Here is a 25126-nt window from a genome sequence, read left to right on the forward strand (position 1 = left end):
GGCTGCATCAGGATCGGCTGAATTCGACCTAAGGATCGGCCTAGCTGCGCCGCAGCAATGCTATGGGATAACGCTCGCCTCCCCGGGCTCGCCCGCTTCCGCCAGCAGACCGTGCCGGATGGCGTAGTGCACCAGCCCGGCGGTCGACGAAAGCTCCAGCTTGGCCAGGATGTTGGCCTTGTGCGTACTGACCGTCTTGCCGCTGAGCGACAGCGTCAGCGCGATCTCGTTGATGCCCTGCCCTTCGGCCAGCATCTGGAACACCTGCAGTTCGCGCGCGGTCAGCCGGGCATGCGGCAAGGCCGCCAGCGGCTGGCGCGCCTGCCCGATCAGCTTGTCGGCGATCGCGGCCGAGACCGCGGTGCCGCCGCGCGCCACCTTGCGGATCGCACTGATCAGCTGGTCCGATTCGACATTCTTGGTGAGATACCCGGCAGCGCCGGCGCGGATCGCCTGCACCGCGTACTGCGACTCGCGGTACATGCTCAGTACCAGCACGGGCAGCGCCGGATAGCTGGCCTGCAACTGCTGGATCAGCACGATGCCGCTGCGGCCCGGCATCGACATATCCAGCAGCAGCACGTCCGGCAGGCCGGCGCGCAGCAGCGCGAGCAGTTCGTTGCCGTCGGCGGCCTCGGCCACCACCTGCATGTCCGGCACGGTGGACAGGATCTTCTTCAGCCCGTCGCGGATGATGGTGTGGTCATCGGCCAGCAGGATGCGGATCATCTGCTGTCTCCGCTCGCAATACCGGCATCGCGCGGAACCAAAGCCTCGATGCGTGTGCCGTGGCCTTTCTCGCTGCTCACCACTAGCTTGCCGCCCAGCATCAGCGCGCGCTCGCGCATGCCGAGCAAACCCAGGCTGCGGCGGCGGCCGGTGACGGAAGTATCGATGCCGCAGCCATTGTCGGCGACCACCAGCCGCAGCATGCCGCCCGCCTCGGCCAGCTCGACGCGCACGCGATCGGCCTGGCCATGGCGGCAGGCATTGGTCAGCGCTTCCTGCGCGATCCGGAAGACCGCGGTGCTGACTTCCGCACCGAGGTCCGCCACCGGCTGGAGCGCCTTCTCGCAGGCAATGCCAGTGCGCTCCGACAATGACTCGACCAGCCACTCGATCGCCGAGGCCAGCCCCAGTTCGTCCAGCACCGGCGGGCGCAGGTCGGCCGCAATGCGCTGCACGGCTTCCACGGTCGAATCGGCGATCTCCTTGAGCATCTGCACATGCTTGCGGTACGCGTCGTCGGCAGCCGGGCCCTGCTGCGCCTCGATGTAACTAAGCCCCAGGCGCAGCGCCGTCAGCGACTGCCCCAGCTCATCGTGCAGCTCGCGCGAGATGCGGGTGCGTTCCGCCTCGCGCACGGATTGCAGGTGCGCGGACAGCTCGCGCAGCTGCGCGCGCGAGGCCAGCAGTTCCTGCTCGGAGCGCTTGCGGTCGGTGATATCGCGCGAGATCCCCACCGTGCCGATGACCTCGCCGCCCGGGTTGTGGATCGGCATCTTGATGGTGTCGAACCAGCGCACGCTGCCGTCCTTGCCATGCCGGCTTTCTTCGTAGCGGCGGCGCACGCCGCTGTCGACCACCGCCTTGTCGGTATCGAGGTAGACCTGGCCCCATTCCGCCGACCAGACCTGGTCCGGCGTGCTGCCCACGATCTCGGCCTCGGTCCGTCCGCATGCGGCCATGAACGCGTCATTGACCAGCACGTAGCGCGAGCCGGCATCCTTCAGCCAGGCCTGGTCCGGGATGTTGTTCAATATGGCGCGCTGCAGTTCGACATCCATGCCTCCCCCTTTGCAAGGCAGCCCTCCGCCCTGCCACTCCGGTCCTTCGGATTGATTCGGGACGCGCATGCATTCATGCCAATTGCGCATAAATTGCGCAATCGGCGCGCTGGCAAGCCCCGGCCCTCGCAGACTATAGCCAGCGGCGGGCGGCTGCGCCCTTGTCGTTTTCCTGAATGGGCGAGAGCAACGGATGCAGTCGGGGCGTCTTGCGGCGCACGCCCTACGCCAGCACCGCGCGCGCAATCACCGCGCGCTGGATCTCCGACGAGCCTTCGTAGATGCGCAGGATGCGCGCATCGCGCACCAGCCGCTCCAGCGGCATCTCGCGCGTGAAGCCGTAGCCGCCGTGGATCTGCAAGGCGGTATCGGTGACGAAGGCGACCGTCTCCGAGGCATAGAGCTTGGCCATCGATGCATGCTCGGTGAAGGGCTCGCCGTCACGGCGCCGCACCGCGGCCTGCAGCGTCAGCAGCCAGGCGGCTTCGAGCCGCGTGCGCATGTCCGCGAACATCCACTGCAGGCCCTGCTTGCGCGCCAGCGGCTCGCCGCCGACCTGGCGCTGCCTGGCCCAGTCGACCGCGCACGCCAGCGCCGCTTCGCTGATGCCGAGGCTGGTGGCGGCCACGTCGAGGCGGCTGTTGTCGAGCACTTTCATCGCCGTGCGGAAGCCGCTGCCTTCCGCTCCCAGCCGGTTTGCCGCGGGAACGAAGCAGTCCAGCGCCACCTCGTGCGCCGGCGCGCCGCGGATGCCCATCAGCTTCTCGGCGGGCGCGACCTCCACGCCGGCGCTGTGCCGGTCCACCACGAAGGCGCTGATGCCGCGCGTGCCGGCCGCGGGATCGGTCTTGGCGTAGACGACGATAAAGTCCGCGGCGTCGGCGTTGGAGATGAAGTGCTTGACGCCGCGCAGGCGGTAGCCGTCGCTTTCGGGGGTGGCGCGCGTGGCCATGTCGGCGGGGTTGGAACCGGCGCGCGGCTCGGTCAGCGCGAACGCGCCAAGCTTGCGGCCGGCGGCGGCGTCGGGCAGGTAGCGTGCGCGCAGGCTGTCGTCGCCGCCGATCAGGATGGAGTCGGTGGCCAGGTAGTGCGCGCCGATCATCGACGAGGTCGACGCGCAGGCCTTCGCGACTTCGGCCAGCGACAGGATCAGCGCGACCGGCGAGGTCTCGGTGCCGCCCCAGCGTTCGGGCAGGTTCATGCCCATCAGGCCGAGCTCGGCAAGCTGCGGCACGTAGCGCGTGGTGGAGGTTTCGTCGCGATCCACCGCGGCGGCGTTCGGGGCCAGCTCGCTCTGCGCGAAGCGGCCGATCGCGTCGGCGATCTCCAGGTCTTCCGCTTCGACGCCCATTCGCTTATGCATGTTGCTTCTCCTTATTGAAATTACTGAAATCGTGCGCGGCAAGGATGGCCCCAGTGTGCTGGCCCAGCGCCGGCGCGGGCGTCACGCGGTTGGCGCCGTAGGCAGAGAACTTGACCGGCTGCGACGGCAGGCGCACCGTGCCGCCGTCCGTGCCGGGCACCTCGGTCAGCAGGCGGCGATGCGCCGCGTGCTCGCTTTCCAGCGCTTGCTTGACATTGCGGATCGGCGCGACCGGGATGCCGGCGGCGCCGAGCACGGCGTTCACCTCCGCCACCGTGCGCGTCGCCGACCAGCTCTCCAGCATGGCGCGCAGGTCGGACTCGAAGCGGCACCGCGTCTCGTCATCGGCAAAGCGCGGGTCGTGCGCCATCGCGGGCTGGCCGATGGCGTCGGCCAACGCCTGGAACAGCTTGTTGTTCAGCACCGCCACCACGTAGAAGCCATCCGCGGCGCGATACGCACCGAACGGCGCCGACGACGGATGGCGGTTGCCCACGCGCCGCGGCGCCAGCCCGGTGGCGGCGTAGCGCGCGACCAGCGTGGCGCTGAGGCTGAGCGTGGCATCGAACATCGACACATCGACATGCGTGCCGCGCCCCGTCTTCTCGCGCGCCAGCAGCGCGGCCAGCACGCCCCACGAGGCGAACAGGCCGCTGACGGCGTCGGACACGGCCTCGCCGAGCATGGTCGGCGCGCCGTCGGGCGCACCGGTGGCGTCCATCAGCCCGCACATCGCCTGCAGGATGATGTCGTAGGCCGGGCGGTGCGATTCCGGGCCGGTCTGGCCAAAGCCCGACACGCTGGCATAGACCAGCGGCGGGTTCAGTTCGCGCAGCGCGGCGTAACCGATGCCGAGCTTGTCCGCCACGCCGGGGCGGAAGTTTTCCACCACCACGTCGGCACCGCGGCACAGCGCGCGGGCGACAGCCAGGCCGTCGTCCGTCTTCAGGTCGATCACGATGCTCTGCTTGTTGCGGTTCATCGCCGAGAACAGGCCGCTCTTGCCGTCGGAGAAGGGACCGACCGCGCGATAGTCGTCGCCGCCGGGCGGCTCTACCTTGATGACTTCGGCGCCGAGGTCGCCGAGCAACGCGGTGCAATACGGGCCGGCGAGCACGCGCGAGAAATCGATCACGCGCAGGCCGGCTAGCGGGAGATCGGGCACATCAGGCAGGTTGGAATGCGTCATGGTCTTGCTCCTCAAGGGCTGGTGGTCCGATTCTGCGCAGCGCAGGCTATCAAGTAAAATATTGATTCTTAGTAGCACCTATAGGATTATTTAATGGCATCGCAGCCATCTCCTTCGCGCATCTCGCTGCGCCTGTTGCGCTACTTCGCCGCCACGGCGGAATCCGGCAGCACCGCCGCCGCTGCGCGGCTGCTCAATGTCTCGCAGCCTTCCATTTCGGTCGCCATCCGCGAGCTGGAAGCCTTGTTCGACGAAGCCCTGTTCGCCCGCGATGCGGGCACCAGGCTGGCGCTGACCCGCTTCGGGGCACGCAAGCTGGCGGAAGCGCGCCGGATCCTGGGCGCGGCAACGGCATTCGAGATCGACCAGCGCGGCGACGGCGATGCCGGCGAGGTGCGCATCGGCGTGTTCCGCACGCTGGCGCCGGCCTACCTGCCGGCGGTGCTGCGCGTGGCACGCGAGCGCTATCCCCGGCTCGCAGTGCGTTTTGTCGAAGGCGACCTGGCCCAGCTCGAAGACTGGCTGCACGGTGGCCAGATCGAGCTGGCGCTGACCTACGACGTGGGGCTGCCTGCCGAGATCGGCCGCGAAGTGCTGGCGGAACTGCGGCCCTACGGGCTGGTGCCAGCCGGCTCGAAGCTGGCCCGCGGCAAGGCCGCAATCTCGCTGCACGCGCTGGCGCGCGAGCCGCTGATCCTGATCGACCTGCCACACAGCCGCGAATTCCTGATGGCGCCGTTCTGGCAATTCGGCCTGCAGCCGGAGGTGCGCTACCGCGCCACGTCGCTGGAACTGGCGCGCAGCATGGTGGCGAACGGGCTGGGTTCCGCGTTGCTGATCACGCAGGCGCCGGCCTCCGGCCAGTCGGCCAGCGTCGTGGAAAAGCCAATCCTCGAGGAAACCGTGCGCCAGCCGCTGGTGATCGCGCAGGCGGGTACCGGCCAGACGCGCGCGGCGGCGCTGCTGGCGGAATGCGTGCGCGAAGCCGTACGCGATACGATGGCGGCGCGCGGCCCCAGGAAAGCCGGTACTGCGCCGTCGCGAAAACTAGGGTAGAAAGCAAGCGATAAGCGTTGCCTGTGCCCCCCGCCCCCAACCGCCACGACCAGCATGTCCAAGCACAAGATCCTGACGTATGTCGACGCCGGCGCCTCCGACTGGACCGCCTGCCTGATGCGCACCATCGGCCACCAGCTGCAGGCCGGCGCCTACGAAATCCGCGCGGTCATGGCCGACGATATCCGCCACGACCCTACGCTGTTCGACGATGCGGTGATGTTCGTGATGCCGGGCGGCGCCGACCTGCCCTACTGCGCGGCGCTCAATGGCGCACCCAACGCGCGCATCCGCAGCTTTATCGAACGGGGCGGCGTCTACCTGGGCATCTGCGCCGGCGCCTACTACGCGTGCCGGGAGCTTGCTTTTCACGCCGGCACCTCGGGCGCGATCTGCGGCGCCCGCGAGTTGCGCTTTGTCGACGCGGTGGCGGTCGGCTCGCTGCCCGACCTCACCGGCGGACGCTTGTACGACGGCACGCCGCGCACCGCCGCGGCCGTGGAGATCCGCACCACCGATCACCTGACACCGACACCGGTCTCTCTCTACATGCACTACCACGGCGGCTGCCTGTTCGATTTCGGGGGTGAGCCCGGCCCGGGTACGCAGGTGCTGGCGGTCTACACCGGCATGGCCGGCTCCCCGCCTGCGATCGTGTCCGCGCGCGTGGGCTACGGGCGCGCCATCCTGACGGGGGTCCACGTGGAGATTTCCGAGCGCGAGTGCAAGGACGCGCTGCGCGGCCACAGCGACATGGATGCCCACGTGCACGTGTGCCACCGGCTGGCCGAGACCGGCGAAACCCAGCTGGCGGTCTTCCGCCAGTTGCTGGCGCATGGCGGGCTGGCGCTGGGATAAGACTTTCTACGTGATGCCGCACTGAAGATGCTCGACGAGGAGTTTGCCGAGCGGGTGCTTCCGTTCGACGAGAACGCCGCCGTGCACTATGCCGCGCTCGTTTCACAGCGAGAGCGCAATGGTCGTCCGATCAGCATGGCAGATGCGCAGATTGCTGCCATTTGCAGGCATAACGGCGCCACGCTCGCCACGCGCAACGGAAAGGACTTCGATGGGACCGGGATCGTTTTGGCCAACCCCTGGGTGGATTGATGCCGGGCATCTATTGCGACGACTGCGGTTGCCCTCTGCGCATCGCGCGCGGCTGGTCCAGCAGCTCGATCATCAGCCACGCGTACAGCGTGACGCCGATAAACAGCCCCATGCGCACGACAAAGGCGGTATAGACGTCCTTGCCGGCCGCGCTGTCCTGCACCGACTGCCCCAGCAGGATGACCAGCGTCACCAGCGTATTGAGCCAGAAGCCGGGCGCCTGGCGCGAGGGGCTGAGCCCATAGAGCTTGCGCGCCACCAGCAGCGCAAACAGCAGCATCCACAGGAAATACATCCACAGGTGCACGAACAGGCTGAGCGCGCCCCAGAATGCGATCGCCAGCAGGCCGCCGAGCAGCGTCGAGCCCAGCAGCTCGCGGCCCGCGTTGCGCGCAGAAGTGGTGCAGCTCTGCCGGCCCAGGCTGACCGCCTTCATGATGATCGGCATGTAGGTGGTGGGATCGGTCATCGTGAGCAGGAAGGCTGGCATCACCACCAGCGCCGCGCGCAGTGCGACCCACGCCGCCAGGTCGTCCGGCAGCGCGCTGGCCGGGGGCGCCGCCGGTGTGCCCGCGGGCTCGGGAAAAAGCCAATGCCCGAGCGCCAGCGCCAGCACCGCCAGCAGCAGCCCCTTGACCAGCGCGGCAATGACCGTCACGGCCAGGCCGAAGTCGAAGGTGCCGGCCGACGAGATCATGGTCAGGCCGACCACCAGGAAGGTCGACACCAGGTTGTTGCCGCCGCGCAAGCCGTAGCGGAATGCCAGGAACAGGCACAGGCCGGTCAGCAGCACGCCGCTGACCGGGTAGTGGCGCAGCAAGGGAATCAGCAGCAGGCCGCTGCCGGTGGTCAGCATCACCACCAGCGCCAGGCCCACGCCGGTCTTGAACGCCAGCGGACGGTTCATGCTGGCGAGCAGGAATATGGCCAGCACTGGCGCGAGCATCGGGATCGGCAGGCCCAGGCCGAAGCTGGCCGCCAGGCACCACGCGGTGCCGCCGGCCAGGCGCAGCGCGCGCCGTGCGCGCGGCGAGGGCGGCGGCCGCGATGCCGCCGGTACCGTCGCCGGGCTGTCAGTAGACATAGGACAGCCAGCTCATCAGGTACAGGAAGGCTCGGCCGAGCGGGTTGAGCGGATTGCCTTCCGTCGGAAACGCCATGACCTCCGCCTGCCCGCCCACGCGCACGTCGCGCAGCGACGACAATTGGCCGGGATCGAATTCCACCGTCACCGGGAAACGCTGGGCCGGGCGCAGCCAGTCGCGGCTGTTCTGCACCGTCGGCAGGCTGCCGGGCTGCGTGGGGGGGCCGCCGACACTGACACCATAGCCGACACTGCGCACGCGCCCGGTGAAGACCCGCCCCGGCAGCGAATCCAGCACGATCGCCACCGGCGTGCCGGGCACCACGTGGCCAAGGTTGTTCTCGGTCATCTCCGCGTTGATCCATACGTCGTGGATGGTGATCAGCGTCATCACCGGATTGCCCGCAGCGGCAAACTGGCCGGTCTCGGTGCGCAGATCGGTGACCAGCCCGGCCGAGCGCGCGCGCACGCTGGTATTGGCCAGGTCCAGCTCGGCCTTTTCCAGCGCGGCGGCGGCGCTGCGCAGCTTGGCGTTGTCTTCGGCGCTGCCGCCCTCCTGCTCGCGCGCGCGCTGGACCTCGGCGCGGGCCGCGGCCACCTGCGCGGTGGCTGCTTCCAGGCTGGCACGCGCGATCTCCAGCCGGCGCAGCGATATGGTGCCCTGGTCCTCGCGGTACAGGCGCTCCAGGCGTTCGCTGTCCTGGCGCGCCTTGACCTCGTTGGCGCGCGCTGCGCGCAGCGCCGCCTGCGCCGATTCGATGCCGGCGGTGCTGGCGCCGATCTGCCGGCGCGTCGACTCCAGGTCGGCGCGCGCGCGGTCGGCGGCGATCCGGTAGTGCTGCGGGTCGACCTCGAACAGCACCGTGCCGGCCGCCACGTCCTGGTTGTTGCGCACATGGACGCGGGTCACGCGCCCCGCCACCTCCGACGCCACCGGCACCACGAAGGCCTGCACGCGCGCCTGCTGGGTATAGGGCGTGAGCCGGTCGGCCAGCAGGTACCACACCAGGCTCACGGCGATCAGCACGAGCACCCAGCGAATGCCTTTCCTGGCCGGATCGGCGGTCGCTGCCGCGGCGGGCGGCGGCGGCGGCGGCGGCGGCGGCGGCGGCGGTGGCGATGCTGGCTCCGGCGGGACTGCTGCGGGCTGTGGCGTGTCGCTCATCGGGCCTCCGCGTTGGATACCTGCCGTGGTGTCGCCGGAACGCCCGCCCCCGCAGGCACGGCCGGCCGCGCGGCTTCTTCGAACAGGTCGCCCCAGTTGGTGCGCTGCTGCATCTGCTGGCGCGTCGCCGGGTCGACCAGAGGCAGTTCGCTGTGCCAGCCGCCGCCCAGCGCCTTGTACAGCGCGATCAGGTTGCTCACGGCGCTGCTGCGGTTGAGCACGTAGGCATCCTGCTGGGCCGCCAGCGCCCGCTGCGCGTCCAGCACGCGCTGGAAGTCGGAATAGCCCTCGCGGTAGAGCGAGTTGGCCAGCGACAGCGAACGGTTGGCGGCGACCGTGCCTTCGCGCAGGATCTCTTCGCGCTCCAGCGACTTGAGCAGGCCGCTGGCGGCATCGTCGGCTTCGCGCGCGGCCTGCCGCACCGCGTCCTGGTAGGCCACGATCAGCTGCTGCAGGCGCGCGTCCTGCACCCGCACGTTATTGCGGATGCGGCCATAGTCGAAGACATTCCAGCGCAGGCTGGGCCCGCCCACCAGCGCCAGCGTGTTGGGCGTGCCGGCCAGCGTGCTGGCGGACCAGACGATGCTGCCCAGCAGCGACAGCGACGGGTAGAGATCGGCCTCGGCCACGCCGATCAGCGCGGACTGTGCCGCGATCTGCAGCTCGGCGGCGCGCACATCCGGACGGCGCACCAGCAGGCTGGCGGGCACGTCCTGCACCACGGCGCGGTCGAGCAGCGGGAGGGCCCCTTCCCGCTCCGCGAGTTCGGGCAGCTCCGGCAGCGCGCCGGGAGGGTGGCCCGCCAGCACCGCCAGCGCATTGCGCGTGCGCAGGATCTGGCCCTCGAACTCGGGGATGCTGCTGAGCGTGCCCAGGTACTGCGTCTTGGCTTGCTGCAGGTCGAGCTCGTCGGTCTCGCCGCTGCGGAACAGCCGCTCGGTGATTTCAAAGCTGCGCTGCTGCAGCCGGGCATTGTCGCGGGCGATGCGCAGCCGCGCCTCGGCGGTGCGCAGCGCGAAGTAGGTCTCGGCCACCTGGGCGCGCAGCAGCACCAGCACATCCTCGTGGTTGGCGCGCGCGGCAAAGTACGCGGCATCGGCCGATTCGATGGCGCGGCTGAAGCGCCCCCAGAAATCCAGCTCCCAGCCGATGTCGAAGCCCGCGCTGAACTGCCAGAAGCGGCTGTTCTGCGGGTTGCGCCCGCCGGCCTGGCGGCTGGAGGTGTACAGCGCATCGGTGCTCACCTGCTGCAGCTGCGGGTAGCGGCCGCTCTGGGCGATGCCGAGCTGCGCGCGCGCTTCCATCACGCGCAGGCCGGCGATGCGCAGTCCGGCGTTGTTGGCATCGGCCTCGGCGATCAGGCGCTCCAGCGTCGGGTCGCCGAATACCTGCCACCACTGCCCCAGGTCGGGCGCCGGGCGCTGCTCAATCGCGCCCTGCAGCGCCGGGCTGTCCCATGAGGCCGTCCACGCCTCGCGCTGCGGCTGGAAGTCGGGGCCCACCCGCGCGCATGCGCCCAGGCACAGCACGCCGGCCAGCAGCATTCCGTTCGGCCGGTTGCGCACGGGCATGAGGCGAACCGGCCTGCACTATTCCGCGGTCTGCTCGATCGATTCGGGCACCGGCTGCGCAGGCTGCGGAGGCGGCTGGTCTTCGACCCACTGCCAGAACAGCCGGTAGGCCACGGCCAGCATCACGGGACCGATAAACAGCCCGATGACGCCGCCTGTCACCATCCCGCCCAGCGCTCCGATCAGCACCACCGGCATCGGCACGTCCACGCCGCGGCCGAGCATCAGCGGCTTGAGCACGTTGTCGGCCAGTCCCGCGATAAAGGTGTAGACGGCAAAGATCACGGTCCCCCCGGTGGCACCCTCGGCGGCAAAGACAAGGATGATCACCGGGATGGTGATCAGCGTCGCCGGCAACTGCATGATGCCGAGCAGCAGCACCGCCAGCGCCAGCAGGCCGGCGCCGGGAATACCCTTGATCACGAAGGCAACGCCGATCAGCAGCATCTGAATGAAGGCGATGCCTACCACGCCCTGCGCCACCGCGCGGATGGTGGCGGTGCACAGCATAGCCAGCCGCGGGCCGCGCTCCGGGCCGAACACGCGCGAGGCGATCTGCCTGGCGCTGTGCGTCCCTTCCTCGCCATAGGCCATGATGATGCCGGCGATGATCAGCGCGAACAGCAGGACCAGCAGGGCCACGCCGACGCCGGCGAGCTTGCCCAGCAGCGCCAGGCTGACGCCCTTGAGTTGCGGCATCAGCTTTTCCATCACCGCTGTCATGTCGGTGGCGGCCTGCAGCCAGAAGTCGTAGAGGCGCTGCCCGACGAACGGCCACGCGGCGACCGACTCCGCCGGCATCGGGATATGCACGCGGTCCTCCCTGACCATGGCGATGGCGTTCTCCACGGACTCGACCAGCGCCTCGCCCAGCAGGTAGGTCGGCACCAGGATGATGGCGAGGACCAGCACCACGATCAGCGTGGCAACGCGCCCGTCATGGCCGCCCAGCCGCGTGCGCAGCCGAACCTGCAGCGGGTACATGGTGACCGCCAGTATCACCGACCACAGCAGCAGGTCGACAAACGGGTGGAAGATCTGGAAGCAGAAAACCGCCAGCACGGCGATCAGCCCGGCGCGGATCAGGACGTCAAGCAACCCGCGGGACAGCGCCTTCTCGGAAATGGGCGTGGGCAACATCGAGCGTCTCCCCGCGGTGAAAGCCGCAAAGGTTCACATCGGTACGCCAGGCTTGTACTCAGCGCCGGCCGAAATCCAGTCTAGGCGAGCCCGGGGGCTCGGGCAACCTTTTCGTCACCCGGGCCACAAACCCGCCCATCAACCTAGGGCTGTCCGGGCTTGCGCAGCATCTTGTCGACCTCGCCGGCATGCAGTTCCTCCAGCTGGATCGACTCGCGCGCATATTCTTCCAGCGCCACCGAGCGGCCCTCGACCAGGGTCAGCAGCTGGCGGTACAGGTCCAGCGCCTGCCGCTCGGTCGCCAGCGATTCGCGCAGGATGGTGCCGATGTCGGTGGTGTGGCTGTCCAGCAGCGCCGCGATGCCGAGCGAGGGATACGCGCCCAGCGTGGTGATCCACTCCCCGGCCTGCTGCGCATGGAGCAACGATTCGTTGGCCTGTTCGCGCAGCCAGGACACTACGGGAATGCGGCCGAAGCCGAACACCAGGAAGGAATAGTGCGTATAGCGCACAACCCCGGCGAGTTCGGCTTCCAGTATCTGGTTCAGCACCCCGACGACCTTGTCTTTCTCGATTTCCGCCATGGCATCTTCCTCCCGCGATACAGGAGACAAAACAGAGGGACAAACACAGGCTGATTCATTCTAGTCGGCGCCACGCCACACCTGAGGCTTTGCGCACCGGCGGCGAGCGCGTGCGGGCCAGCAATCCGCCAGTGGAATTCCTATCATGCAGACGTGGCGCGTGCCCGCAGCAGCCCGCGCTGCCCGCCCGGAAAACTGACAACTTCGCCGGTGATGCAAAAGGATCCAGGTTCGCCAGCCGACCAATGCGACGGCGCCGTGATGTTCGCGGACATCTGCGACAGCACGCGGCTTTACGACAAGGCCGGTGACGCGGTGGCACTCGCCGCCATCCGCCAATGCCTGGCGCTGATGAAGGCGCGCGCCGCGCTCGCGCAAGGGCGCGTGGTCAAGACCATCGGCGACGAAATCATGGTGCTGTTCCCCGCCGCCGATCACGCGATGCAGGCCGCACTCGACATGCAGGAGGGTGTGGCCGGGCTGGCACCGATCGCCGGCATAGCCTTGTCGATCCATATCGGTTTCCACCATGGCCCGATCCTGTCGGACGAAGGCGGCGACGTGTTCGGCGACACGGTCAACCTGGCCGCGCGGCTGGTCAAGCTGGCCTCGCGCGGACAGATCATCACCAGCAAGCATGCCGTGGAGCAGCTATCGGCACCGCTGCGGCAGATGACGCGCGCGCTGTATCCGATCCAGGTGCGCGGCAAGCTGCAGCTGATCGAGCTGTACGAGGCGATCTGGCAGCAGAACACCGAGCTGACCCTGGTCGCCCCGGTTGATGTCGCGGCGCGCCGCTCGCTGTTCCTGTCGCTGCGCTACCGCGACACGCTGTTCGAGATGGACGCCACCTCGGCGCCGCTGACCATCGGCCGCGACAGCACCATGAGCATCGTCATCCTCGACCGGCAGGTGTCGCGCTTCCAGGCGACTGTCGAGCCGCGCGGCGGCCGCTTCGTGCTGATCGACCGCAGTTCCAACGGCACCCATGTCCGCATCGACGGCGAAGACAGCCTGATGCTGCGCCGTGACGAGATCACGCTGCGGGGCCACGGCTGGATCACGTTCTCCGCACCCGGCGATGCCGGCCAGGAGGCGATCGAGTTCTTTGTCGAGGAAGACTGAGGCGGCTCCCGCACAGTTGCACGGTGGCGTGGAAATTCTCCTTGACTTCAGCCGGTCCGTATCCCATCATGCTTTCCATCGCATGCGATTGAAGCGTTTGCGATAGATCAGCGACAGCTGATTGTTTTTCCCCATACATATCGCATGCGATGCAATCGCAAAAGATATAAATACCACCTGACCGAAAGGAACCCCCGCCATGAGCAAGATCGACAAAGTCCTGGCCACCGGCAAGACCTACACCACCCTCAGCGCCGCCGGCAACACGCCCCGCGGGCATGACGGCACCGTCGACATGCGGCTGTCGTCGCCCGGCAGCGAAGCCAACCCCAACCATGTCTTCGATGGCAGCGATGCGCATCCCACCGCCGAGCGCCTGTTCGCGGCCGCGTGGTCGGCGTGCTACATCAGCGCGGTAGGCCTGGCGGCCAAGACGCACAAGCTGACCCTGCCGTCCGACCTGGCCGTCGAGATCGAGGTGGACCTGGGCCAGACCGGCCGCGAGTACCTGCTGCAGGCCCGCCTGAACGTGCGCATGCCCGGCGTGCCGCATGACGTGGCGACGGCGGTGGCCCATGCCGCTGACGAAATCTGCCCGTACTCCAAGGCCACGCGCGGCAACATCGACGTGGCGATCAACGTCATCACCGGCTGACGCAGCCGCGCGGCCCGGTCCGTGCCTAAAAGGCACGGACCGGGGCCCATGGGTCGCATCCGGTTATCGCATCCCCGATACAATCGCATACGACCTATAATTTCCCGCAGCGTCATCCAGACACGGGAGCCAGACCATGAAAGCCACCGACAAGGCCGCCGCCGCGGACCCCAAGCTGTCCGATTTCCTCTGCTTCGCCGTCTATTCCGCCAACCTGGCGTTCGGCAAGGCGTACAAGCCCGTCCTCGAACAACTGGGGCTGACCTACACGCAATACATCACCATCGTGGCGTTGTGGGAGGAAGACAACCAGACCGTGGGCAGCCTGGGCGAGAAGCTTTTCCTGGAATCGAACACGCTGACGCCGATCCTGAAGAAGCTCGAAGCCATGGGATACGTGGAACGGCAGCGCGATCCCGAGGACGAGCGCCAGGTGCGGGTCAGCCTGACCCGCACTGGCCGCCGCCTGCGCGAAAAGCGCCTCGAAGGCAGCCTGGCCGAAGCCACCGGCCTGGCGCCGGACGAATTCGCACGCCTGCAGAAGGCGGTGGCGACGCTGCGCAACAACCTGATCCGGTCGGTCAGGTCCGGCGACTGAAGGCGCCGGCCACCGCCCTGCATTACGAGCTACTGACATGAACCAGGCATCCACCCCGTACAGCCCGATCAGCTGCGAATTCCACGACCTGCTCGAAGCGCTGGCCACCGTGCGCCGGCCCGCCGTGATCCGCTATCGCGACCAGGATGGCGCGGCGCGGCAAGTGACGGCGACGATCACCGATATCTTCAGCCGCGAGCGGGTGGAGTTTGTCTCGCTCGGCACGGGCGAGGCGCTGCGGCTGGACCAGCTCGTCGAGGTCAACGGCGAGAAGCTCCGCGACTACTGAGCCCCGCTCCCGGCCCTACCCCCGGCTTTACCCCCGTCCTTGCCCTATCCTTCCAGGGAATACACCGGGCAAGGTGGGCCGCATGCGCGCATTGATCTTCTGCTCCGTGCAGTTCCTGCTGGCGGTCACGTGGACCCTCTACGTGGCGTTCCTGCCGCAGCTCGCCACGCAGGCAGGCATCCCGCGCGCGCAGGTTGCGTGGATCCTGGTGATGGACCAGGTGATCTTCGTAGCCATGGACCTGGCGCTGGGCATCGCCGCCGACCGTGTCGCCAACGGCATGCGCCGGCTCGGCGGCTGGATCCTGGCGCTGTCGGTGGTTTCCGCGCTGGCGTTCGTGCTGCTGCCTTCGGCTTCCTCGCCGGTGCTGCTGCTTGCCCTGACCGCGTTGTGGGCCGCCACCTCTTCGGCCCTGCGCGCGCCGCCCATGGTGATCATCGCGCGGCGGCTGCAGGGATCGGCTTCGTCGTTCCTGGTGTTGGCGTCGCTGCTCGGCATCGGCCTGGCCGGCGCGGTGGCACCGGTGCTGACGGCGCGGCTGCGCGAGGCTTCGCCGTTGATCCCCTTTGCCGCGGCCAGCGCGGCACTGGTGGTGGCCGTGGTCGCGCTGCGCTGGGTTGAATTGCCGCCGGCAAGCCAACGGGCTGACGCGGCGCCGATTGCCAGTGCCGGCCCGCGGCGCCTGTGGCTGCTGTTCGCGGCGGTCTGGCTGCTCGCGCTGGGCTTCCAGGTCCACACCGCGATCAACTCCGGACCGGCCTACCTTCGCTTCGTTGCCAGCGCCGAGCTGGTGCGGGTGATGCCGGCGTTCTGGATCGGCTTCGCGCTGTGCGTGCTGCTGCCCGAGACACCATGGCTGCGGCGCTTTCCCGCCTGCGTGCTGCTGCTCGCCGCGTCGGTGCTGGGCGCGCTGGCCTTGTCCGGGTTCATTGCCGCCGCTTCGCTGCAGGCGGTGCTGGCCGCGCAATGCCTGGCCGGCGGCATGTGGGGAATCATGTTTGGCGCGGCGGCCAATGCCGCGCTCGATGCCGGGCGTGTGGGCCGCGAAGGCAGGCTCACCGGACTGGTGTTTGCCGTGCTGGCCATCGCCGCTTTCCTGCGCATCGCCGCGGTGGCCTCCGGCGCCGCCAAGGGCGCGATACTGGCCAGCCTGATGCCGTGGATGCCGGCGCTCGCATGGAGCGCGGGGGCGCTGCTGCTGGCGTTCTTCGTCGCGGCAAACCTGCCCTATCTCGCCACGCGCGCTCAGGTAGCAAGGCCACCGGCGTGATGCCGGACTAAGGCCCCATCGTCGCCGTTCCGGCGTAGTCGCGAAGTCCTGCGACCAGCGCGGCAAACGTCACCGCGCAGCGCGCGCTGCCGCGCAAGTCCTCGTGCATCGCTACCCAGGTATCCATCGCCACCGAAAACTCGCTGCGCAACACCCTGACCAGCCCCGGGTCGCGCCCCGCGAGCGCGGCATGGCACACGCCGATGCCGAACCCGGCGCGGATCGCGCCCAGCTGGGCCAGGTCGCTGTCGGCGCGAAAGGCCAGGCGCTGGCGCGAGAACGCCGGAAAGCGCTCCAGCAAGCGGCGGATGAACAGCGTCTCCCGGTCGAAGCCGATCATGGCAAACCCCGGCAGTTCCTCCAGCGACTGCGGCACGCCGTGCGCGGCCAGGTAGCGCTCATGCGCATGCAGCCCCAGTTCGATGCCGCCGACGCGCTGGGCCACGAGCGCATCCTGCTCGGGCCGGAACATGCGCACGGCGATATCGGCTTCGCGATGCAGCAGGTCGTCGACGCGGTTCGACAGCACCAGTTCGATCTCCAGCGCCGGGTGGGCTTCGCGCAGTGCGGCCAGGATCGGCGGCAGCACTTCGACGCCGACGACCTCGCTCGCCGACAGCCGCACCGTGCCGCGCACGCCGGCGCCGTGCCCGCTGGCCGCGCGCCGCATGGCCGCGGCCGTGGCGGCGAGTCCGGCGGCATAGGGCCGCAGCGTGTGTGCGGCGTCGGTCGGGGCGAAGCCGTCGAAGGAGCGCGTGAAGAGCTTCAGGCCCAGCGCGGCCTCAAGACTGTCGATATGGCGGCCGACGGTCGGCTGCGTCAGGCCCATGGCGCGGCCGGCAGCCGACAGCGAGCCGGTTTCCAGCACGTGGAGGAAGGTGCGGTACCACTCCCAGTTCGGTTCGCCGGCCATGCCTATGCATTTTTGTTTAGCAACCAGCCGATTATAGGCAATTTTCTTTTTGCCGAGATGCCCGCAAACTGGCCTGCATCAGACCACGACAGCACCCATGCCAAGGAGAATCCCATGTCCAGGATCGCGCTGTTTGGCGCCGCCGGCGCCATTGGCCACAGCATCGCCGCCGCACTGGCAGGCCGGGGCCAGCCGTATCGCGTAGTCGGCCGCGATGCGGCGCGCCTCCACCAGGCCTTCGGGGCCGACCCGCTCGCCGAGATCGTCGCGTGGGACCCCGATTCGCCGGCCTCCGTCCAGGCCGCGGCGAGCGGCATCGACACGCTGGTCTACATGGTCGGCGTCGACTACTGGCGCTTCGACCTGCACCCGGAACTGCTGCGCAAGACACTGGATGGCGCGCTCGCAGCGGGCGTCAGGCAATTCATCCTGATCGGCACCGTCTACCCCTACGGACGCGTCCGGGGCGGCAATCCGGTCAGCGAGGACCACCCGCGCGCGCCGCATACCTTCAAGGGCCGCATGCGCAAGGCGCAGGAAGACCTGCTGATGCAGGCCGACGCCGCCGGGCGCATCCGCGCCACGGTGCTGCGGCTGCCCGACTTCTACGGCCCGGGCGTGCAGGCCAGCCTGCTGCACCGCGCCGCGCAGGCTGCCGTATCCGGCGGCACCGCGGACATGATCGGGCCGATCGATGCGCCGCACGAGTTCGTCTATGTGCCGGACGTGGGGCCGGTGGTGGCGCGGCTGGCGGATACGCCCGCGGCCTTCGGCAGGATCTGGCACCTGGCCGGCGCCGGCGCCACGACACAGCGCGAACTGGTATTGGAGATGGAAAGGCAGACCGGCCGCCGGCTCAGGCTGCGCATCGCCGGCAAGGGCATGCTGCGCCTGCTCGGGCTGTTCAACCCGTTCATGCGCGAACTGGTCGAGATGCACTACCTGATGACCGATCCGCTGATCCTGGACGATGCCGCGCTGCAGCGGCTGATCGGGCCGATCCGCAAGACGCCCTACGCCGAGGGCATCCGGCAGACGCTGGCGGCATGCCAGCCTGGCCGGCACGCCGCCAACCTCGCCAACGTCGCTAACCTGCCTGCTTGCGAAACGCCCAGCGCCCCGCCAGCACAGTGAAGCTGGCCACCAGTGCCACCAGCACCCAGAAGCCGTGCGGATGCTCGGCCAGCGGGATGCCGCCCACGTTCATGCCAAAGAAGCCGGCCACGATATTGATCGGCAGCGCCAGCACGGTCACCAGCGTCAGCGTGAACAGCGTGCGGTTGGTCTGCTCGTTGAGCTTGGCGGCGATCTCTTCCTGCAGCAGCTTGATGCGTTCGACCAGCGCGGCAAGGTCGTTGAGCACCAGCGAGAACTCTTCGGTCGATTCGCGCAGCTCCTGCAGGTCGGTTTCCTGCAGCCACGCCGGCGGCCGGTTCAGCAGCCGGAACAGCGCGCCCGGCTCGGGCGCCAGCAGCCGTTGCAGCCGCACCAGGCCGCGCCGCATCGCGCCCAGATCGGCGCGGTTGCCCTGCAGCCGCTGCGACAGCAGCTGGTCCTCGATCTGGTCGACGTTCACGCCGGTCTCGCGCACGATCTGCACCAGCACGTCGGCCTGGTCGCGCAGCAGGTGCACCATCAGGTCCGCCGGCGAGCGGAACGCCTCGCCGTGCCGCACCGCCTCGCGCAGCCGGTCCACCGAGCGCAGCGGCCGCGCCCGGGCCGTGACCAGCAGGCGGTGGTCAGCGTGGGCCCACATGGTCGAAATGTCCGTCGATGAGACGCCGAAGTTGTAGATCACATCGTTGACCACGGCCAGCAGCGCGGTGTCCAGACGCTCGATCCGCGTCGAGCGCGAGCCCTGGCGCAGCGCCTCGAAGTATTCGTCCGGCAGCCCCAGGTGCCCCTTCATCCAGCGTTCGCAGGCGCTGTGGGACAGGTTGAAATGCAGCCAGACGAAGCAGCGCTCGTGCGCGGCAGCCGGCGGCGCCTGCTGCAGCCAAGCCGCCGCGCCCCGCGAATCGATCTCGCGCATGGCCCCGCCGGGCGCGAACAGGAAACCGCTGACCAGGCCGACCGGGTCCGATCCATAGCCCGCCTCGACAATGCCCGCTTGCATGCCTGCTCCCTTCACATGGAATTTGCCTCGCGCGACGTTATCACGCCGCAATGACAGTGTCGGAAAATGAAGGCGCGGGTGGTCCCGGGTCTGGTCTGTGCGTTTGCGGCTTCCGGCGCCGCCCTGCCTTGTCGGCCCCTACAACACCGTCGCGTACTCCAGCGTCTTCGGCGTCTTCACGATCACCTCGGGCACTTCCCGACGATGACCGTGTCATCGAGCCGGAATCCGCCCAGCCCGTAGACGTACAGCCCCGGCTCCGACGAATACACCTCTCCCGCCAGCAGCGCGCGCGTGTTGAAGGCCATGTCTTCGGGATACTCGTGCAGCATCAGCCCGACCGCATGCCCGGTGCGGTGGAACACGTACTGTCCGCAGCCGGCCGCTTCGATCACCGCTTGTGCGGCGGCGTCCATGTCGCAGACGCGCCGGCCGGGCACCGCGGAGGCGACGGCGGCATCGGTCGCGCGGGCCGCGACCTGGTAGAGCCGCGCCTGCTCGTCTCCGGGCCGGCCGCAGAACCATGTGCGCTCGTTCTCGACATAGAGGCCGTTCAGCCGCGGCAGTATGAGATTGACGATGGTGTCGCCTTCGGCGATGCGCGATCCGCACGCGGCGCCGTCGCCATGCGGCGAGGCCGAGGCCGGGCCGGTGAGCGTCCAGCACTTGAGGATGTCGAAGTCCTCGCCGGGAAAGCGCCGGGCGGCTTCCTCGACCATCAGCGCCGCCATGGCGTGATCGAGTTCCTGCACCAGGCGGCCGGGGCGGATGCTCTCGCGGTAGCGGTCCTGCACCCAGTCGGTCAGTGCGCCCAGCTCGCGCATGACTTGCAGTTGGCCAGCATCGCCACGCCGGTCAGGTCCTTCGACGGGTTGTACGGCAGCTTCGGATACAGGAAAGGATTGAAGGCAAGGTTGGAATCGCCGGCGATAACTTTCCCGCCGAAAGATAACGATGCGCAACTCGCCGGCATTTCTCCCCCGGCAGTGATCGCTGCGCTATTCATGCCGATGGTTCTTAAAACCCGATAGCCGGGTCAGCGCTGGCCGGCATCGAAGGCCTTCTGCCAGACATCGTGGTCTGGCGGATAGACCGCGTCGAAATGCTCGCGCAGCGCGGCGATCTCCTGCACGATCGCGAACGAAAAGCCCTGGCGGCCGCCGCGGTCGTCGAACTGCAGGCCGTTCAGGTAGTGCCGGCATCCGACCGCATCGAACCACTTGGCGGCGACGGTATTGACGATGCGGGGGAAAGCCCGCCCCAGTTCTACCGGACGGACCGCGTCGGGCAGCTCGGCCATCCAGCGGATGGTCTCGCGGCGCAGCGTCAGGTCATCGTCCGTGGCGGTCTTGCGGTGGAAGGCGGGGTCTTGCGTCAAGGGAGTCTCCGGGTGCAGCCGGGAGGATAGCCGATTGTGGCCGGACCATGCCAGGTCCGGCCAGCCCGGGCTTTTCCCGGTTGCACGCCGGCGCTCAGGCCGCGGCCCGGCGCGCCGCCCCGCGATACTCCGCCAGCAGTGCTTCGCGGCGCGCGGCCGCTGCCTGCATGCTGGCTTCCTTGACATGGCCGTAGCCGCGGATGTCGTCGGGCAACGTGGCCAGCGCCAGCGCGGTGTCGAGCTTGTCGGCGCCCAGCGAGGCGGCGAACTCGTCGACCATGGCCAGGTAGTCGGCCACCAGCGCGCGCTCGGCGCGACGCTCCGCGGTCTTGCCGAACACGTCGAACGCTGTGCCGCGCAGGCCTTTCAGGCGGGCCAGCAGGCGGAAGGCGGTCAGCGTGCGCGGGCCGAAGCGGCGCTTCACCGGATGGCCCTTGCTGTCGGTCTTGCCCGCATTCGTCAGCGTGGGCGGGGCCAGCCAGAAGTTGAGCTGGTAGTCGCGGCCGGGCTCGCCTTCGAACTGCGCGCGCAGCTTGTCGAGGAAGGCCGGGTCGGCGTACAGGCGCGCCACCTCGTACTCGTCCTTGTACGCCATCAGCTTGGCCAGGTTGCGCGCCACCGCTTCGGTCAGCGGCAGCTTGCGGTCGGCGCCCAGCTTCTGCTCGGCGGCGCGGATACGCTCGACCGCTTCACGGTAGCGGCTGGCGTACGCGGCGTTCTGGTAGTCGGTCAGCATCGACTCGCGCTTGCGGATCAGCGTGTCGAGCGTCTGCGGCAACGCCACCACGTGGGCCGTCTGCGCCGGCGCATCCGGCAGCAGCGCCTTCACGGCAGCCTCGCCGTGGTGCGCGAGATACCGGCCCCATTCGAACGCCTGGCGGTTCTTGTCGACCGACACGCCGTTGAGTTCGATCGCGCGCAGCAGGCTGGCATGCTGCAGCGGGATCCAGCCTTTCTGCCAGGCAAAGCCGAGCAGCAGCGGGTTGGAGTAGATGGCATCGGCCAGCAGCGTCACGGCCCAGGCGCTGGCGTCGATAAACGCGCTGGCCTCGCCCACGCTGTTGCGCAGGTCCTGCTCGGCGCTGGCGCCGGGGAACTTCCACTTCGGGTTCTTGATGAACTCGGCGGTCGGGGTGTTGGCGCTGTTGACCACCGCAGCGGTCACGCCGTGCCGGGTCTTGGACAGCACCTCGGCCGAGGCCGAGACGATGGCGTCGCCGCCGATCACCAGCCGCGCGTCGCCGGTGGCGATACGCGTGGCATGCAGGTCATGCGGCGCCGGTGCGATCTGCACGTGGCTGATCACCGCCCCGCCCTTCTGCGCCAGGCCTGCCATGTCGAGCACGGTGACGCCCTTGCGCTCCAGGTGCGCGGCCATGCCGAGCAAGCCGCCGATGGTCACCACGCCGGTGCCGCCCACGCCCGTCACCAGCACGCCATACGGCCGTTCCAGCGCGGGAAGCGTTGGCATCGGCAGCGCCTCGAAATCGGCGCCGGCGCCCTTGCCGCCCGCCGCCGCGGGCTTGCGCACCTGCGCGCCCTCGGCGGTGACGAAGCTGGGGCAGAAGCCGTTGACGCAGGAGAAATCCTTGTTGCACGACGACTGGTTGATCCGGCGCTTGGTGCCCAGTTCGGTCCCCAGCGGTTCCACCGACAGGCAGTTGGACTTGGCCGAGCAGTCGCCGCAGCCTTCGCACACAGCGTCGTTGATAAAGGCGCGCCTGGCCGGATCGGGATACGTGCCGCGCTTGCGGCGGCGGCGCTTCTCGGTGGCGCAGGTCTGGTCGTAGATCAGGATGGTGACGCCCTCGGTGTCGCGCAGCTCCAGCTGCACGGCATCGAGCTGGTCGCGATGGAACACCGTCACGCCGGACGGCAGCATGCTGCCGTCGCCGTACTTCTGCGGCTCGTCGGTGACGACGACCAGCTTCTTGGCGCCCTCGGCCAGCACCTGGTGGGCAATCTGCGGCACGGTCAGCACGCCGTCGATCGGCTGGCCGCCGGTCATCGCCACCGCGTCATTGAACAGGATCTTGTAGGTGATATTGGCCTTCGCCGCAATCGAGGCGCGGATCGCCAGCAGGCCCGAGTGGAAATAGGTGCCGTCGCCCAGGTTGGCGAACACGTGCTTGTCGCCGGTGAAATGCATCTGGCCGGTCCACGCCACCCCTTCACCGCCCATCTGGCTGAAGGTGTCGGTATTGCGGTCCATCCACAAGGTCATGTAGTGGCAGCCGATGCCGGCCAGCGCGCGCGAGCCTTCCGGCACGCGCGTGGAGGTGTTGTGCGGGCAGCCCGAGCAGAACCAGGGCTTGCGCTCGGCCGAGATGCGCGGCTGCGCGGCCTCGCGCTCCTTGGCCTCGATCACCGCGACGCGCGCGGCGATGCGGGCGCGCACGGCTTCCGGCAGGTCGAAGCGCTCCAGGCGCCGGGCGATAGCCTTGGCGATCAGCGCCGGCGACAGCTCGTAGTGCGCCGGCAGCAGCCAGTTGCCGCGCGGCACCGACCATTCGCCGCCGTCGTTGCCGCGCTGGTCGAACTTGCCGAACACCTTGGGCCGCACGTCCTCACGCCAGTTGTACAGCTCTTCCTTGAGCGCGTATTCCAGGATCTGGCGCTTCTCTTCCACCACCAGGATTTCTTCCAGGCCGGTGGCGAACTCGCGCGCGCCATGCGCCTCCAGCGGCCACACGCAGCCTACCTTGTAGACGCGAATGCCGATGCGGGCGCAGGTCTCGTCGTCGAGGCCAAGGTCGGCCAGCGCCTGGCGCACGTCCAGGTAAGCCTTGCCGGCGGTCATGATGCCGAAGCGCGCATTGGGCGAATCGAGCACCACGCGGTTCAGGCGGTTCGCGCGGACATAGGCGAGCGCCGCATACCACTTGTGGTCGAGCAGGCGCGCTTCCTGTTCCAGCGGGGTATCGGGCCAGCGGATATTGAGGCCGCCGGCCGGCATGGCAAAGTCTTGCGGCAGCACCACCTGCACGCGGTCGGGGTCGATCTCGACCGAGGCGGTCGACTCGACCACATCGGTGACGCACTTCATCGACACCCACAGGCCGGAATAGCGGCTCATGGCCCAGCCGTGCAGGCCGTAGTCGAGGTATTCCTGCACGTTGGCCGGATACAGCACCGGGATGCCGGCGGCCTGCAGCACGTGCTCGGACTGGTGCGCGACGGTGGAGGACTTGGCGGCATGGTCGTCGCCGGCCAGCAGCAGCACGCCGCCATGGCGCGACGAGCCGGCCGAATTGGCGTGCTTGAGCACGTCGATGGACCGGTCCACGCCCGGACCCTTGCCATACCACATCGAGAACACGCCATCGCGCGAGGCGTTGGGGAACAGGTTGACTTGCTGCGACCCCCACACCGCGGTGGCGGCAAGGTCTTCGTTGACGCCGGGCTGGAACACAACATCGTTGTCCGCCAGGTGTTTCTTGGCCTTCCACAGCGCCTGGTCGACACCGCCCAGCGGCGAGCCGCGGTAGCCGGAGATAAAGCCGGCCGTGTTCAGGCCGGCGGCGCGGTCGCGCGCCTTCTGCAGCATCGGCAGGCGGACCAGCGCCTGGACCCCGCTCATGTAGACGCGGCCTTTGTCCAGGGTGTACTTGTCGTCCAGGCTGGCGCTGGCGAGGGTGTCGAGGAGGGTGTGGGGTAGCGGTGCGTTCACGATGTCTCCGTGCTTATTCTGGTGTCCGGAGCAGTGTAGGAATCCCGCTGGTTATCGTAAAATCAAGAATTCCCACACCTGATATCTGCAAAACGGATATCCCCGGAGACATACATGGCCAAGGCGCGCGAGAGCTCGGAGAGACTTGCCAAGGAAATCACATTGCGGCAGTTCCGCTACTTTGTCGCGGCGGCGGAAACCGGGCAGTTCTCGATGGCGGCCACGGCCGAGCATGTGTCGCAGTCGGCGGTGACCAACGCCGTGCTGGCGCTGGAGCAGCGGCTGGCCGTGCGGCTGTTCGAGCGGCGCCCGCACGGCGTGACGCTGACGGCGGAAGGCCACCTGTTCTACCAGCATGCGCGCCAGATCCTGGATTCGGTCGAGGATGCGCTGCGCGAGCCGCGCTTCCAGGTGCACGGCCTGCAAGGCAGCGTGCGCCTGGCCGCCTCCTATACCGTGCTCGGCTACTTCCTGCCGGGCTTGCTGGCGCGCTTTCGCACCAACTACCCGGACATCGAGCTGGACCTGCTTGACATGGACCGGCCGGATATCGAGCGCGCCGTGCTGGCGGGCGAGATCGAGCTGGGGATCGCGCTGCTGTCCAACCTGGAACGGCCGCAGCGCTTCAAGCGCCACACGCTGATGCGCTCGCGCCGCCAGCTGTGGACCTCGGCCAGCCATCCGCTGCTGGACATCGAGCGGCCGTCGCTGCGCGACGTCGCGGCTTACCCGTACATCCTGATCACGGTCGACGAGGCCGAGGAATCGACCATGCGCTACTGGCGCAGCCTGCGGCTCTCGCCCAATATCGCCTTCCGCACCGGGTCGATGGAGGCACTGCGCGGGCTGGTCGCGCACGGCTTCGGCGTCACCGTGCTGTCCGACATGGTATACCGGCCGTGGTCGCTGGAAGGCAAGCAGATCGAAGCCCGGCCCATCGCCAACGCGGTGCCGGACATGGAGGTCGGCATGCTGTGGCAGCCGGGACGCAAGCTGGGCAAGCCGGCCGACGCGCTGCGGGAGTTCCTGATCCACGCGTGCGGCAGCTGAGGGCTCGCCGGGC

24 protein-coding genes and 1 pseudogene are annotated in these 25126 nt (G+C 68.6%); 10 read left to right on the top strand and 15 right to left on the bottom strand.

Features of this window, described 5'->3' with window-relative positions; all coding sequences use genetic code 11:
- Positions 1 to 60: 60 nt before the first annotated feature.
- The 4 genes from AC5WJ1_RS18630 to AC5WJ1_RS18645 all read right to left on the bottom strand — a co-directional run bounded on the left by AC5WJ1_RS18630 (position 61) and on the right by AC5WJ1_RS18645 (position 4339).
- On the bottom strand, positions 61 to 729 hold the full coding sequence (locus AC5WJ1_RS18630; RefSeq protein ID WP_133095248.1) for a response regulator: 669 nt from the start codon (positions 727 to 729) through the stop codon (positions 61 to 63).
- Positions 726 to 1787 (bottom strand): PAS domain-containing sensor histidine kinase, encoded by a 1062-nt coding sequence (locus AC5WJ1_RS18635; protein WP_135703770.1) that lies wholly within the window; start codon positions 1785 to 1787, stop codon positions 726 to 728. Before AC5WJ1_RS18635 ends, AC5WJ1_RS18630 begins: the two co-directional genes overlap by 4 nt.
- A gap of 223 nt (positions 1788 to 2010) precedes the next feature.
- On the bottom strand, positions 2011 to 3150 hold the full coding sequence (locus tag AC5WJ1_RS18640) for an acyl-CoA dehydrogenase family protein (RefSeq protein WP_195431520.1): 1140 nt from the start codon (positions 3148 to 3150) through the stop codon (positions 2011 to 2013).
- Entirely contained in the window at positions 3143 to 4339 is a 1197-nt protein-coding gene (locus tag AC5WJ1_RS18645; RefSeq protein ID WP_494476871.1) for a CaiB/BaiF CoA transferase family protein, read from the bottom strand. Before AC5WJ1_RS18645 ends, AC5WJ1_RS18640 begins: the two co-directional genes overlap by 8 nt.
- Positions 4340 to 4432: 93 nt before the next feature.
- Here AC5WJ1_RS18645 and AC5WJ1_RS18650 point away from each other — a divergent pair, with 93 nt between their 5' ends.
- The 3 genes from AC5WJ1_RS18650 to AC5WJ1_RS18660 are packed head-to-tail and all read left to right on the top strand — an operon-like array spanning position 4433 to position 6505.
- On the top strand, positions 4433 to 5395 hold the full coding sequence (locus AC5WJ1_RS18650) for a LysR substrate-binding domain-containing protein (protein ID WP_135703767.1): 963 nt from the start codon (positions 4433 to 4435) through the stop codon (positions 5393 to 5395).
- A gap of 54 nt (positions 5396 to 5449) precedes the next feature.
- Complete coding sequence (locus AC5WJ1_RS18655; RefSeq protein ID WP_135703766.1) at positions 5450 to 6253, top strand: BPL-N domain-containing protein; 804 nt, start codon at positions 5450 to 5452, stop codon at positions 6251 to 6253.
- 27 nt (positions 6254 to 6280) lie between these two features.
- Positions 6281 to 6505, top strand: a complete 225-nt coding sequence (locus tag AC5WJ1_RS18660) for a PIN domain-containing protein (RefSeq protein WP_135703765.1) — start codon at positions 6281 to 6283, stop codon at positions 6503 to 6505.
- A 10-nt stretch (positions 6506 to 6515) separates the two neighbouring features.
- On the opposite strand, the gene AC5WJ1_RS18665 is transcribed toward AC5WJ1_RS18660, so the two are convergent.
- The 5 genes from AC5WJ1_RS18665 to AC5WJ1_RS18685 all read right to left on the bottom strand — a co-directional run bounded on the left by AC5WJ1_RS18665 (position 6516) and on the right by AC5WJ1_RS18685 (position 12049).
- Positions 6516 to 7589 carry a DUF2955 domain-containing protein gene (locus AC5WJ1_RS18665; RefSeq protein WP_135703764.1) on the bottom strand — a complete coding sequence of 358 codons (1074 nt, stop codon included), beginning with the start codon at positions 7587 to 7589 and terminating at the stop codon, positions 6516 to 6518.
- A complete protein-coding gene (locus AC5WJ1_RS18670; protein WP_494476872.1) occupies positions 7579 to 8754 on the bottom strand; it encodes an HlyD family secretion protein in 1176 nt (391 codons plus the stop codon). Before AC5WJ1_RS18670 ends, AC5WJ1_RS18665 begins: the two co-directional genes overlap by 11 nt.
- Positions 8751 to 10325 (bottom strand): efflux transporter outer membrane subunit, encoded by a 1575-nt coding sequence (locus tag AC5WJ1_RS18675; RefSeq protein WP_434034183.1) that lies wholly within the window; start codon positions 10323 to 10325, stop codon positions 8751 to 8753. The genes AC5WJ1_RS18670 and AC5WJ1_RS18675 overlap by 4 nt, the downstream gene beginning before the upstream one ends.
- An 18-nt stretch (positions 10326 to 10343) precedes the next feature.
- A complete protein-coding gene (locus AC5WJ1_RS18680; protein ID WP_195431512.1) occupies positions 10344 to 11465 on the bottom strand; it encodes an AI-2E family transporter in 1122 nt (373 codons plus the stop codon).
- 143 nt (positions 11466 to 11608) lie between these two features.
- A complete protein-coding gene (locus tag AC5WJ1_RS18685; protein ID WP_133095259.1) occupies positions 11609 to 12049 on the bottom strand; it encodes a ferritin-like domain-containing protein in 441 nt (146 codons plus the stop codon).
- Positions 12050 to 12310: 261 nt separating this feature from the next.
- Between AC5WJ1_RS18685 and AC5WJ1_RS18690 the strand changes: the two genes are divergently transcribed.
- From AC5WJ1_RS18690 to AC5WJ1_RS18710, 5 genes are all read left to right on the top strand, one after another.
- On the top strand, positions 12311 to 13174 hold the full coding sequence (locus AC5WJ1_RS18690; protein ID WP_133095260.1) for an adenylate/guanylate cyclase domain-containing protein: 864 nt from the start codon (positions 12311 to 12313) through the stop codon (positions 13172 to 13174).
- Positions 13175 to 13373: 199 nt separating this feature from the next.
- Positions 13374 to 13829, top strand: a complete 456-nt coding sequence (locus AC5WJ1_RS18695) for an Ohr family peroxiredoxin (protein WP_133095261.1) — start codon at positions 13374 to 13376, stop codon at positions 13827 to 13829.
- 136 nt (positions 13830 to 13965) lie between these two features.
- Complete coding sequence (locus AC5WJ1_RS18700; RefSeq protein ID WP_135703760.1) at positions 13966 to 14427, top strand: MarR family winged helix-turn-helix transcriptional regulator; 462 nt, start codon at positions 13966 to 13968, stop codon at positions 14425 to 14427.
- 37 nt (positions 14428 to 14464) lie between these two features.
- Positions 14465 to 14716 (top strand): hypothetical protein, encoded by a 252-nt coding sequence (locus AC5WJ1_RS18705; RefSeq protein ID WP_133095263.1) that lies wholly within the window; start codon positions 14465 to 14467, stop codon positions 14714 to 14716.
- An 82-nt stretch (positions 14717 to 14798) separates the two neighbouring features.
- Complete coding sequence (locus AC5WJ1_RS18710; protein ID WP_135703759.1) at positions 14799 to 15986, top strand: MFS transporter; 1188 nt, start codon at positions 14799 to 14801, stop codon at positions 15984 to 15986.
- A gap of 7 nt (positions 15987 to 15993) precedes the next feature.
- Here the strand turns inward: AC5WJ1_RS18710 and AC5WJ1_RS18715 are convergent, their stop codons facing one another.
- Positions 15994 to 16899, bottom strand: a complete 906-nt coding sequence (locus AC5WJ1_RS18715; protein WP_135703758.1) for a LysR family transcriptional regulator — start codon at positions 16897 to 16899, stop codon at positions 15994 to 15996.
- A gap of 114 nt (positions 16900 to 17013) precedes the next feature.
- On the opposite strand from AC5WJ1_RS18715, the gene AC5WJ1_RS18720 reads away from it, so the two are divergent.
- Positions 17014 to 18033 carry an NAD-dependent epimerase/dehydratase family protein gene (locus AC5WJ1_RS18720; RefSeq protein WP_494476873.1) on the top strand — a complete coding sequence of 340 codons (1020 nt, stop codon included), beginning with the start codon at positions 17014 to 17016 and terminating at the stop codon, positions 18031 to 18033.
- Here AC5WJ1_RS18720 and AC5WJ1_RS18725 read toward each other — a convergent pair.
- The 5 genes and pseudogenes from AC5WJ1_RS18725 to AC5WJ1_RS18745 all read right to left on the bottom strand — a co-directional run bounded on the left by AC5WJ1_RS18725 (position 17987) and on the right by AC5WJ1_RS18745 (position 24063).
- Positions 17987 to 19015: a transporter gene (locus AC5WJ1_RS18725; RefSeq protein ID WP_135703756.1), complete on the bottom strand. Its 1029-nt coding sequence runs from the start codon at positions 19013 to 19015 to the stop codon at positions 17987 to 17989. The genes AC5WJ1_RS18720 and AC5WJ1_RS18725 overlap by 47 nt on opposite strands.
- A gap of 138 nt (positions 19016 to 19153) precedes the next feature.
- Positions 19154 to 19857: pseudogene (locus tag AC5WJ1_RS18730) on the bottom strand (M24 family metallopeptidase); the annotation flags it as partial.
- The gene (locus tag AC5WJ1_RS18735) at positions 19818 to 20021 is read right to left on the bottom strand and encodes a tripartite tricarboxylate transporter substrate-binding protein (RefSeq protein WP_240745867.1); all 204 of its coding nucleotides are present in this window, start codon (positions 20019 to 20021) and stop codon (positions 19818 to 19820) included. The gene AC5WJ1_RS18735 and the pseudogene AC5WJ1_RS18730, both read right to left, overlap by 40 nt.
- Before the next feature lie 30 nt (positions 20022 to 20051).
- Positions 20052 to 20393, bottom strand: a complete 342-nt coding sequence (locus AC5WJ1_RS18740; protein ID WP_135703755.1) for a hypothetical protein — start codon at positions 20391 to 20393, stop codon at positions 20052 to 20054.
- A gap of 94 nt (positions 20394 to 20487) precedes the next feature.
- A complete protein-coding gene (locus AC5WJ1_RS18745; RefSeq protein WP_434034184.1) occupies positions 20488 to 24063 on the bottom strand; it encodes an indolepyruvate ferredoxin oxidoreductase family protein in 3576 nt (1191 codons plus the stop codon).
- A gap of 114 nt (positions 24064 to 24177) precedes the next feature.
- Between AC5WJ1_RS18745 and AC5WJ1_RS18750 the strand changes: the two genes are divergently transcribed.
- On the top strand, positions 24178 to 25113 hold the full coding sequence (locus AC5WJ1_RS18750) for a LysR substrate-binding domain-containing protein (protein WP_133095270.1): 936 nt from the start codon (positions 24178 to 24180) through the stop codon (positions 25111 to 25113).
- Positions 25114 to 25126: the final 13 nt, after the last annotated feature.

It is taken from the genome of Cupriavidus sp. MEYA8 (assembly GCF_059278825.1).

Coding starts and splice junctions, on each gene's coding strand:
- AC5WJ1_RS18630 (WP_133095248.1), bottom strand. CDS start 729: ATGATCCGCATCCTGCTGGCCGATGACCACACCATCATCCGCGACGGG.
- AC5WJ1_RS18635 (WP_135703770.1), bottom strand. CDS start 1,787: ATGGATGTCGAACTGCAGCGCGCCATATTGAACAACATCCCGGACCAG.
- AC5WJ1_RS18640 (WP_195431520.1), bottom strand. CDS start 3,150: ATGCATAAGCGAATGGGCGTCGAAGCGGAAGACCTGGAGATCGCCGAC.
- AC5WJ1_RS18645 (WP_494476871.1), bottom strand. CDS start 4,339: ATGACGCATTCCAACCTGCCTGATGTGCCCGATCTCCCGCTAGCCGGC.
- AC5WJ1_RS18650 (WP_135703767.1), top strand. CDS start 4,433: ATGGCATCGCAGCCATCTCCTTCGCGCATCTCGCTGCGCCTGTTGCGC.
- AC5WJ1_RS18655 (WP_135703766.1), top strand. CDS start 5,450: ATGTCCAAGCACAAGATCCTGACGTATGTCGACGCCGGCGCCTCCGAC.
- AC5WJ1_RS18660 (WP_135703765.1), top strand. CDS start 6,281: ATGCTCGACGAGGAGTTTGCCGAGCGGGTGCTTCCGTTCGACGAGAAC.
- AC5WJ1_RS18665 (WP_135703764.1), bottom strand. CDS start 7,589: ATGTCTACTGACAGCCCGGCGACGGTACCGGCGGCATCGCGGCCGCCG.
- AC5WJ1_RS18670 (WP_494476872.1), bottom strand. CDS start 8,754: ATGAGCGACACGCCACAGCCCGCAGCAGTCCCGCCGGAGCCAGCATCG.
- AC5WJ1_RS18675 (WP_434034183.1), bottom strand. CDS start 10,325: ATGCCCGTGCGCAACCGGCCGAACGGAATGCTGCTGGCCGGCGTGCTG.
- AC5WJ1_RS18680 (WP_195431512.1), bottom strand. CDS start 11,465: ATGTTGCCCACGCCCATTTCCGAGAAGGCGCTGTCCCGCGGGTTGCTT.
- AC5WJ1_RS18685 (WP_133095259.1), bottom strand. CDS start 12,049: ATGGCGGAAATCGAGAAAGACAAGGTCGTCGGGGTGCTGAACCAGATA.
- AC5WJ1_RS18690 (WP_133095260.1), top strand. CDS start 12,311: ATGTTCGCGGACATCTGCGACAGCACGCGGCTTTACGACAAGGCCGGT.
- AC5WJ1_RS18695 (WP_133095261.1), top strand. CDS start 13,374: ATGAGCAAGATCGACAAAGTCCTGGCCACCGGCAAGACCTACACCACC.
- AC5WJ1_RS18700 (WP_135703760.1), top strand. CDS start 13,966: ATGAAAGCCACCGACAAGGCCGCCGCCGCGGACCCCAAGCTGTCCGAT.
- AC5WJ1_RS18705 (WP_133095263.1), top strand. CDS start 14,465: ATGAACCAGGCATCCACCCCGTACAGCCCGATCAGCTGCGAATTCCAC.
- AC5WJ1_RS18710 (WP_135703759.1), top strand. CDS start 14,799: ATGCGCGCATTGATCTTCTGCTCCGTGCAGTTCCTGCTGGCGGTCACG.
- AC5WJ1_RS18715 (WP_135703758.1), bottom strand. CDS start 16,899: ATGGCCGGCGAACCGAACTGGGAGTGGTACCGCACCTTCCTCCACGTG.
- AC5WJ1_RS18720 (WP_494476873.1), top strand. CDS start 17,014: ATGTCCAGGATCGCGCTGTTTGGCGCCGCCGGCGCCATTGGCCACAGC.
- AC5WJ1_RS18725 (WP_135703756.1), bottom strand. CDS start 19,015: ATGCAAGCGGGCATTGTCGAGGCGGGCTATGGATCGGACCCGGTCGGC.
- AC5WJ1_RS18735 (WP_240745867.1), bottom strand. CDS start 20,021: ATGAATAGCGCAGCGATCACTGCCGGGGGAGAAATGCCGGCGAGTTGC.
- AC5WJ1_RS18750 (WP_133095270.1), top strand. CDS start 24,178: ATGGCCAAGGCGCGCGAGAGCTCGGAGAGACTTGCCAAGGAAATCACA.